The following is a 7,621-nucleotide window of genomic DNA, read 5'->3' as shown; positions in this document are numbered from 1 at the left end:
TTCATGAAAATCACCCAATTCATTAGAAATAAAAAAAGCCTTCTCGGCGATTATTGGGGTGATTTTGAAAAGTCAAGAGGAATGTTTGTTCGCACCCCATGTTTGGGGGTGAAACAATAGAAGACCCTAGCTAGGAAGCTAGAGTCTGCAACGGAATGTGAATTCCGAGAAGCTTAATAAGGTAAGAGGAGGGTTTATCTGCTTCTGCGTTGATAGCGTTAACCGCAAGTCTTTCTAATTTCCCGTTTGACATTTTGCTCATACATTAGACTCTCCTTTATTTAACAGTCAAATGTGCTTTGAATTCATTATATCAAATATCTTTATAAATATTGCTTGGTTTAATCCTTGACCGAAGATGAACCGGAAAGAACAATGATTCATTACAGTTGGATTTATAATTTCGAGTGTTTTACATACTATGGTATATTGTGGATTTTCATAGGTAAATATGTTATTATTTAGGAGAATTTATAAAAGGGAGGGATTACCAATGTGAATAGAGTATACTTAGTCGCTATTTTAACTAATTTGGTAAGGAGGGCAGGTTGTAGACTTGATCATGGACTACTTGGGTGAAATTAATTAAAAAAGAGAGGATGAAAATTATAATGCAAATTTCAATGTTTTTTGGAAGAATAAAAACGACATTCATCATCATACCTTTAATGTTTCTCTCCGTATTCCCGGCCGCTGTAAATGCGAATTCAGTGAATGAAGAAGAAATGGCAAAGCAGTCTGTAAACAACTACATTAATGCAATTCAAATGGGTGATGTTACTGAAGCTGTGAATTGGGTAATTGACACTAGGTTCGAATCGATCAACGAACAAATCGAGCAGTATCAGGAGGCTATAAGTACAGATCCATTTTCAAATGCTTCTTTAGAAAGTATTGTTTCTAATTCTGACTCTTCATTCACTGTAACTTTGAAATTGATTCGCAAAGAGAATAACGAGGTTAACAGAGTTTTACTCCCGGTTATTAAAAAAGATGGGGAGTGGAAATTGTTGCTCGATGGTCAAGAGACGATGAGTGATCTAGTTAGAAAAAAAATAGAATCAGAAAGATTTTCACATCGTAATACTTCCCAAATAATGAATGATGGTATGATATCGCCCCAAGCATCAGTTTACCTGGGTTCTTATGATGAATGGCTATCCAAAGGTGGTAAAACATACAGTGATAAGTTTGATATGACCGATCTTAAAATAGGCATATCGGGATATCAGTACAAACCTGGTTTTCAGGATTCGGTTACTGCTGTATATCAAGTTGTAAAAAAGGGTCTATTTAGTGATGATGTGTTGGGAGAAAGCATCAAAACTGGATACTATCCAGAACTACCAGAATATGCGAAGGAGTCATTCTATCAAGTTTTAACATTGTCAAACACGAATAAGCCACCTAGTGGGGTTTACCTTAAAGTAAAAAATCCAAGTGATAACTCTGGAGTGGCTGTAAAAGGGTGGATTTATGAAAATCAATAATTAAAATGTTTAAACAGGTCATAATCTTGCTCTCGAAAGATTATGGCCTGTTCCATGATTGCTCAAATTTGAAAAAGCCAGCTGTTTTACACAGAAATGAAGATGTTCGGATCGGCTAGGTGTCATGAAAAGGAAAAGTCTAGCGCTAAACACAGGTACGTCACTGGGATCTCTCCCGGTACGCGATCGTAACATTGAAAATCCCTATTGACGAAACAATGTAAACGTATTATTATTGGTTTAATTAAATCGATTTAAATGATAAAGGGTGCCTTGGAATGTCTATGAAAAAAGGAAGTCTCACGCTGAAGGATTTGGCCAAAATTGTTGGCGTTTCCCCTGCAACCGCTTCATTGGCGCTTGCCGGCGATCCTAGAGTGAACGTGAAAACAAGACAAATGGTAGAAGAAGCGGCTCGCCGGTTAAACTATGTTCCGAACGAGATCGGAAGAAGTTTGCGGGCGAAGAAAGCGGAAACGATCGCATTAATCTTTCCCAATACGCCGCACAACGCATTTTCGCATCCGTATTTCGTAGAGCTCCTCGAAGGGGTCACGGAGGTGCTCGTTCAGAACGGATTTTACTTAATGGTCTCCACCGCGCCAACGGAACAAGACGAACAAGCCGCCTATGATAAAATCATGATGAACCGGCGTGCGGACGGCATTATTTTATGGCCCGCATCGATCAATGACAGCAATATCTCCCGGATTGTCGAATCGGGTTTTCCGGTGGTTTACTTGGGAAGATGGCATCATAACGACGTCATCACCGTCGAACGCGACGACTTCGGCGGCGCCTACCTGGCGACCGAACATCTGCTGCAAGCAGGCAGAAGGAACGTCGCCCATATTACAGGGCCTCTGGAATACCAGGTTAGCATAGACCGGCTGGAAGGGTATAAGAAAGCGCTTGAAGACTATAAAGTGCTGTATGATCCTTCCTTGGTCGTCACCGGCGATTACACCATGGAATCCGGGGCGGCTGCCATCCGGGAATTGCTGAAGCGCGGCGTTTCCTTTGACGGCCTCTTCTCGGGCAACGATCGCATGGCCATCGGCGCGATGAAAGCGCTGCATGCGGCCGGGATCCGAATTCCGGAAGATGTAGCAATGGTCGGTTGCGATAATATGGAGATGGCTTCGATGACGACGCCGGCTTTAACAACGATTCATCAGTCGTTGCGTGAAATCGGCCGAGTCGCCGCTACCAAGATGATCCTTTTGTTAACGGGGCAAGAGGTCGGCGCGAAACAAACGACGATCCCTGCCGAGATCGTCGTTCGCGAATCCAGTACATCGCATGTAAAAGTATAAGAAATTTTTTTAAACAAAATTTAAATCGATTTAAAAGAAAAGCGTTCACCAATGCAGGAGGTGGTGATCTTCCGACGTGAAGTTGAAGTTTGGCGGTCCAGTAAGCGAATTCCGGTGATAACTAACCATTTTGGAGGGAAACGAATGTTACATCATTTGCGGCAACAAAAAGTACGCATTTTCTTATCAATGAGCTTGGCCATTTTACTTATCGTGTTATCGGCATGCGGCAACGGGAAAACCGACTCAAGCGGCAACGGTTCGGAATCCTCATCCGGGAAAATCACGCTATCCTTCTGGAACGGATTCACAGGTCCGGACGGGGAACTGCTGCAGCAGATTGTGAACGACTATAACGAAGCCAATAAAGGCAAGGTTGAAATCAAAATGGATGTGATGCCGTGGGCTCAACTCAATCAGAAGCTTCCGGTCGCGATATCCACCGATACCGCGCCCAGCTTTGTCGCTGTAATCGGCGGTGCGGCCACTCCGTTTATTCAGAACGGCTCGTTTCAAAACATAAGCGATTTCTTCGATACGACAGGCGCCAACCGCGACGATTATGTGAACGGGGCGCTCGAGCTCGGGGCGAAGGATGGACAACCCTACCTGCTTCCGATGCAAATGAACGGGCTCTACTTATTCTGGAACAAGCAAATGTTCAAGGATGCGGGATTGGATCCTGACAAAGCCCCTGCCACCTTGCAAGAATTGGCGGATTATGCCGAGAAATTAACCGACCCGTCCAAGAACCAATACGGCTTAGGGTTGCCTGTGAGCGGAGTGGCGCCATATTACGCTTCTCTGATCATTGGCAACGGAGGATCGGTCGTGGACGACGCGACTCGAACATCGACATTGTATTCGCCGGAAAACTTGGAAACCTTCTCATGGCTGCAAGATCTGGTGGTTAATAAAAAAGTGAGTCCGGTGGGTTCGTCCAGTGCGGATTTAGAGAAGATGATGCAAAGCGGGCAGATGGCGATGTATATGAACGGGCCATGGATGGTGCCGGCCTTGCAAAGCGGTTCCATCGATTTCGGCATTGCGTTGCCCCCTGCAGGTTCGGCGACGCAATTTACGCAACTGGACGGGATCGGCTTCGGCGTGCCGAAAGGGACATCGGAAGCGGAGAAAGCCGCGGTCTATGATTTTATCAACTATTGGAACTCTCCGGAAATCGCGAAGAAGTGGTCGATTAGCAACGGATTTCCTCCTTACTTGAAATCGGTCGTCGAGGATCCCGAGGTGAAGTCGAATCCGATTATATCGACGATGGCCGATATGGGCGACGCGGCAGGTCCGTTCTTGCAAGGGTTAATTAGCGCAGACCGTATTAACAATGAAGTGCTCCTGCTGCTCATCGAAGCGGTGGAGAATGGAGCGAACGTGGAGGAATCCCTTAAGAAAGCATCGGATACCATCGACGAATTGCTGAAATCCGAACAATAAACCAGGGGCGGCCGAGCTGACGGACTCGTTGGCTTGGCCCCGAGAAGTCAGCAGGTGAAACGTATGAAATCAAATGTGAAAACCGCGTCATTGTTGAATAAGCCGGAACGGGCCGCGTACTTGTTTATTGCTCCTGCCATGCTTATTTTGTTCATCTTTATGCTCATTCCGCTGATATCGACGATTGCGATCAGCACGCTCCGTATGGACGTCTTTATGCAGTCCGCGGACTTTATCGGTCTCGCTCATTTTCAGCGCATGCTGGGCGACAGCAAGTTTTGGGGCGCTTTATTTAATACGGCTTATTTTACGGTTCTGGAAGTGCCTTTCCAAATTGCTCTGTCTCTAGTGGCTGCCGTATTCGTCTCGCGCAACACTCGGCTCCGTAAATTTTTTCGATCCGCTTTATTTCTGCCGTTTGTTTGTTCGTTGACGGCCATCGGGATCATGTGGTCGTTCTTGTTGGATCCGCAGATCGGGTTATACACGCATTATTTGACCCAGCTCGGATTCCCCCGCTTGGGATTTCTGCGGGATCCGAATCTGGCGATGCCTGCGGTCATCTTCATGACGGTGTGGCGTAACTTCGGTTATACCATGGTCATTCTCGTCGCTGCCATTCAGACAATCCCCGGATCGTATTACGAAGCCGCCGAATTGGACGGGGCAGGGAAGTTTCGGCAATTTTTCAACATTACGATCCCGTCGATTATTCCCGCACTCGGATTCAGCGTTGTTACGGCAACGATTATGGCCTTGCAAGTATTCGACCAAATCTTCGTGACCACGCAAGGCGGGCCAATGGGCAAAACCGAAACCCTGGTGACCTACATTTACAAGAGCGGCTTCCAGACGGCGCCGTACGATCTCGGCTACGCGTCGGCTATTTCCGTGATGACCTTGATTGTGATCATGATCGTTACGCTTGCGATGAATCGCTATTTCCAAAGCAAAGAAACAACGGACATGCATTAGGGGGCTATCAACATGAAAAGACCGACGTGGCAAAAAATCGTAGGTTCCGTCATCGCCATCGCGTTATTGATCCTTATTCTTCATCCTTTTCTATGGATCTTGATCTCTTCGTTTAAGACCGAACAGTCGTTGATCAAGTTTCCGCCGACTTTCTTTGCGGACAGCTATACGTTCTCGCAATATATTACAGTTTGGGAACGGATCCCTTTGCTCGATTTTCTGAAAAATACCGTCATTTTTTCCGGAGGCGTCATGGTTTTGTCGGTGTTTTTCGATTCGCTCGCAGGGTATGCGTTTGCCCGGATCAAGTTTAAAGGGAATAAAGTTCTTTTTACCCTGGTGTTAATTCTGATGATGATTCCTTTCCAGGTGCTGATGATTCCATTGTTCGTTCAGATCTACAAGTTCGGCATGCTGGACACCTATTGGGGCCTGATTCTTCCGCGAGCGGCCAGTCCCTTTGGCATTTTCTTAATGCGGTCCTTCTTCGTAGGCTTGCCGAAGGATCTTGAGGAATCCGGAAGAGTGGACGGGTTGAATGAATTCAGAATTTACTGGCACATTATGCTGCCGTTATGCAAATCTTCCATGGTCACGCTGGGCATCTTCTTGCTCATGAACAACTGGAACGATCTGATCTATCCGCTGATGCTGACAAGCTCGACCGAGATGAGAACGCTGTCGGCGGGACTGGCCATGTTCGTCGGGGGCAGAACCATTGAATACGGGGCCACCTTGGCTGCGGCAACGGTGTCTCTGATTCCGTTAATGCTGGTGTATGCCATGGCGCAGCGGTATTTCGTACAGGGGATAGCAACTTCCGGCCTCAAATAATACATCATAGATGAAGTGGAGTAGAAACGATGAAAAAGGCATCCATTATTGTAAGCAAAGATTATCAAATTGGCGAAGTGAGCGATACGATGTTCGGATCGTTCGTCGAGCATATGGGAAGCGTTGTTTATAACGGCATTTATGAGCCCGATCATAAGACCGCCGACGAGCACGGGTTTCGTCAAGATGTCATGGACCTGGTGAAGGAATTGAATCTCTCGGTCGTCCGATATCCCGGCGGGAATTTCACTTCCGGGTACAATTGGGAGGATGGCATCGGCCCGAAAGAGCAGCGGCCGATCGTCGTCGATCCGGCCTGGAAACAGATCGAAACGAATCAATTCGGCCTGAACGAGTTCATGCAATGGGCCCGCATGATTGACGCGGAAGCGATTATGACGATCAATCTGGGGACAAGAGGCATCGAGGCGGCTAAAAATATTTTGGAATATTGCAATTTCGAAGGCGGAACCAAATGGAGCGACCTTCGCAAATCCCATGGCATCAAGGATCCTTACAAGATCAAAACATGGTGCTTGGGCAATGAACTCGACGGGGAGTGGCAGATCGCCCGCAAAACGGCGGCCCAATACGGAGAATTGGCGCGGGAAACGGCGAAAGTGATGAAATGGATCGATCCGAGTATTGAGCTTGTTGCGGTCGGAAGTTCCGCGCGCCATATGCCGACCTTCCCGGAATGGGATCGAACCGTACTGGAATATACGTATGAATATGCGGATATGCTCTCGCTTCATCAATATATCGGGGTGTTCAATCGCGCGAATGACACACCGTCTTACTTGGCCATGCCGATCGAGATGGAAAAACAAATCGAAGAAGTCATTGCAACCTGCGATTATGTGAAAGGAGTCAAGCGCAGCAATAAGGTGATGAAGTTATCGTTTGACGAATGGAACGTTTGGCGCGAGCCCGATGTGGAATATGTTCCGTGGCAAACCGGGCATCCTCTGGATTGGGTAAAATTTCGAATGGAAGACGCGCTCGTATTCGGTTCCGCGGCGCTTAGCCTGCTGCGTCATGCAGACCGTATCCAAATTGCCTGCCAATCGCTGTTAGTCAATACCGAACCTTTGATTCTAACGGAAAAGGGAGGCAAGGCGTGGCGCAACCCAACCTACTATCCGTTCCAGCACATCTCCCGGTTTGGCAGAGGCACGGTGCTTCGAGGCATCGTAGACAGTCCGAAATACGATACCCCTACGTATACGGACGTACCGGTCCTCGATTCCGCGGTTGTCTACAACGAGGAATCCGGCGACCTGACGGTGTTCGCGGTCAATCGGGGAGAGGAAGCTCTCTTGCTGCAATTGGATTTGCGAGACTTTGAGGGTTGCCAATTCGTGGAACACATTGTGATGAAGCATGAGCGGCTGGATGCCGTGAATACGGCGGATCGTCCCGATGAGATTCAGCCGGCCCAAGCCGGAGCGGCGCGTGTTGACGGCGGCCGTGCCGAGACCGCTGTCGACCCTTATTCCTGGAATGTGATTCGTTTTCATATGTCGCGTTAAAACATGATAGAGAGGATCGATG

The 7,621-nt window shown here is 47.4% G+C and carries 6 protein-coding genes; all 6 read left to right on the top strand.

Annotation, left to right across the window (positions count from 1 at the left end):
- The first annotated feature begins 611 nt into the window (after positions 1-611).
- The 6 genes from KQI79_RS22250 (at position 612) to arfA (ending at position 7,599) form a co-directional block, all read left to right on the top strand.
- Positions 612-1,490 (top strand): hypothetical protein, encoded by an 879-nt coding sequence (locus KQI79_RS22250; protein ID WP_216540508.1) that lies wholly within the window; start codon positions 612-614, stop codon positions 1,488-1,490.
- Between the two features lie 278 nt (positions 1,491-1,768).
- Entirely contained in the window at positions 1,769-2,806 is a 1,038-nt protein-coding gene (locus KQI79_RS22245; RefSeq protein ID WP_216540507.1) for a LacI family DNA-binding transcriptional regulator, read from the top strand.
- 144 nt (positions 2,807-2,950) lie between these two features.
- Complete coding sequence (locus tag KQI79_RS22240; RefSeq protein WP_216540506.1) at positions 2,951-4,258, top strand: ABC transporter substrate-binding protein; 1,308 nt, start codon at positions 2,951-2,953, stop codon at positions 4,256-4,258.
- Positions 4,259-4,321: 63 nt separating this feature from the next.
- A complete protein-coding gene (locus KQI79_RS22235; RefSeq protein WP_216540505.1) occupies positions 4,322-5,233 on the top strand; it encodes a carbohydrate ABC transporter permease in 912 nt (303 codons plus the stop codon).
- Positions 5,234-5,245: 12 nt separating this feature from the next.
- The gene (locus KQI79_RS22230; protein ID WP_216540504.1) at positions 5,246-6,067 is read left to right on the top strand and encodes a carbohydrate ABC transporter permease; all 822 of its coding nucleotides are present in this window, start codon (positions 5,246-5,248) and stop codon (positions 6,065-6,067) included.
- A gap of 29 nt (positions 6,068-6,096) precedes the next feature.
- Positions 6,097-7,599 carry an arabinosylfuranosidase ArfA gene (gene arfA, locus KQI79_RS22225; protein WP_216540503.1) on the top strand — a complete coding sequence of 501 codons (1,503 nt, stop codon included), beginning with the start codon at positions 6,097-6,099 and terminating at the stop codon, positions 7,597-7,599.
- Positions 7,600-7,621: the final 22 nt, after the last annotated feature.

It is taken from the genome of Paenibacillus sp. MSJ-34, assembly GCF_018918005.1.
Taxonomy (GTDB): domain Bacteria; phylum Bacillota; class Bacilli; order Paenibacillales; family Paenibacillaceae; genus MSJ-34.
Note: the sequence above shows the minus strand (reverse complement) of the source record. Positions and strands in the feature narration are given on the sequence as shown.

Coding starts and splice junctions, on each gene's coding strand:
- KQI79_RS22250 (WP_216540508.1), top strand. CDS start 612: ATGCAAATTTCAATGTTTTTTGGAAGAATAAAAACGACATTCATCATC.
- KQI79_RS22245 (WP_216540507.1), top strand. CDS start 1,769: ATGTCTATGAAAAAAGGAAGTCTCACGCTGAAGGATTTGGCCAAAATT.
- KQI79_RS22240 (WP_216540506.1), top strand. CDS start 2,951: ATGTTACATCATTTGCGGCAACAAAAAGTACGCATTTTCTTATCAATG.
- KQI79_RS22235 (WP_216540505.1), top strand. CDS start 4,322: ATGAAATCAAATGTGAAAACCGCGTCATTGTTGAATAAGCCGGAACGG.
- KQI79_RS22230 (WP_216540504.1), top strand. CDS start 5,246: ATGAAAAGACCGACGTGGCAAAAAATCGTAGGTTCCGTCATCGCCATC.
- arfA (WP_216540503.1), top strand. CDS start 6,097: ATGAAAAAGGCATCCATTATTGTAAGCAAAGATTATCAAATTGGCGAA.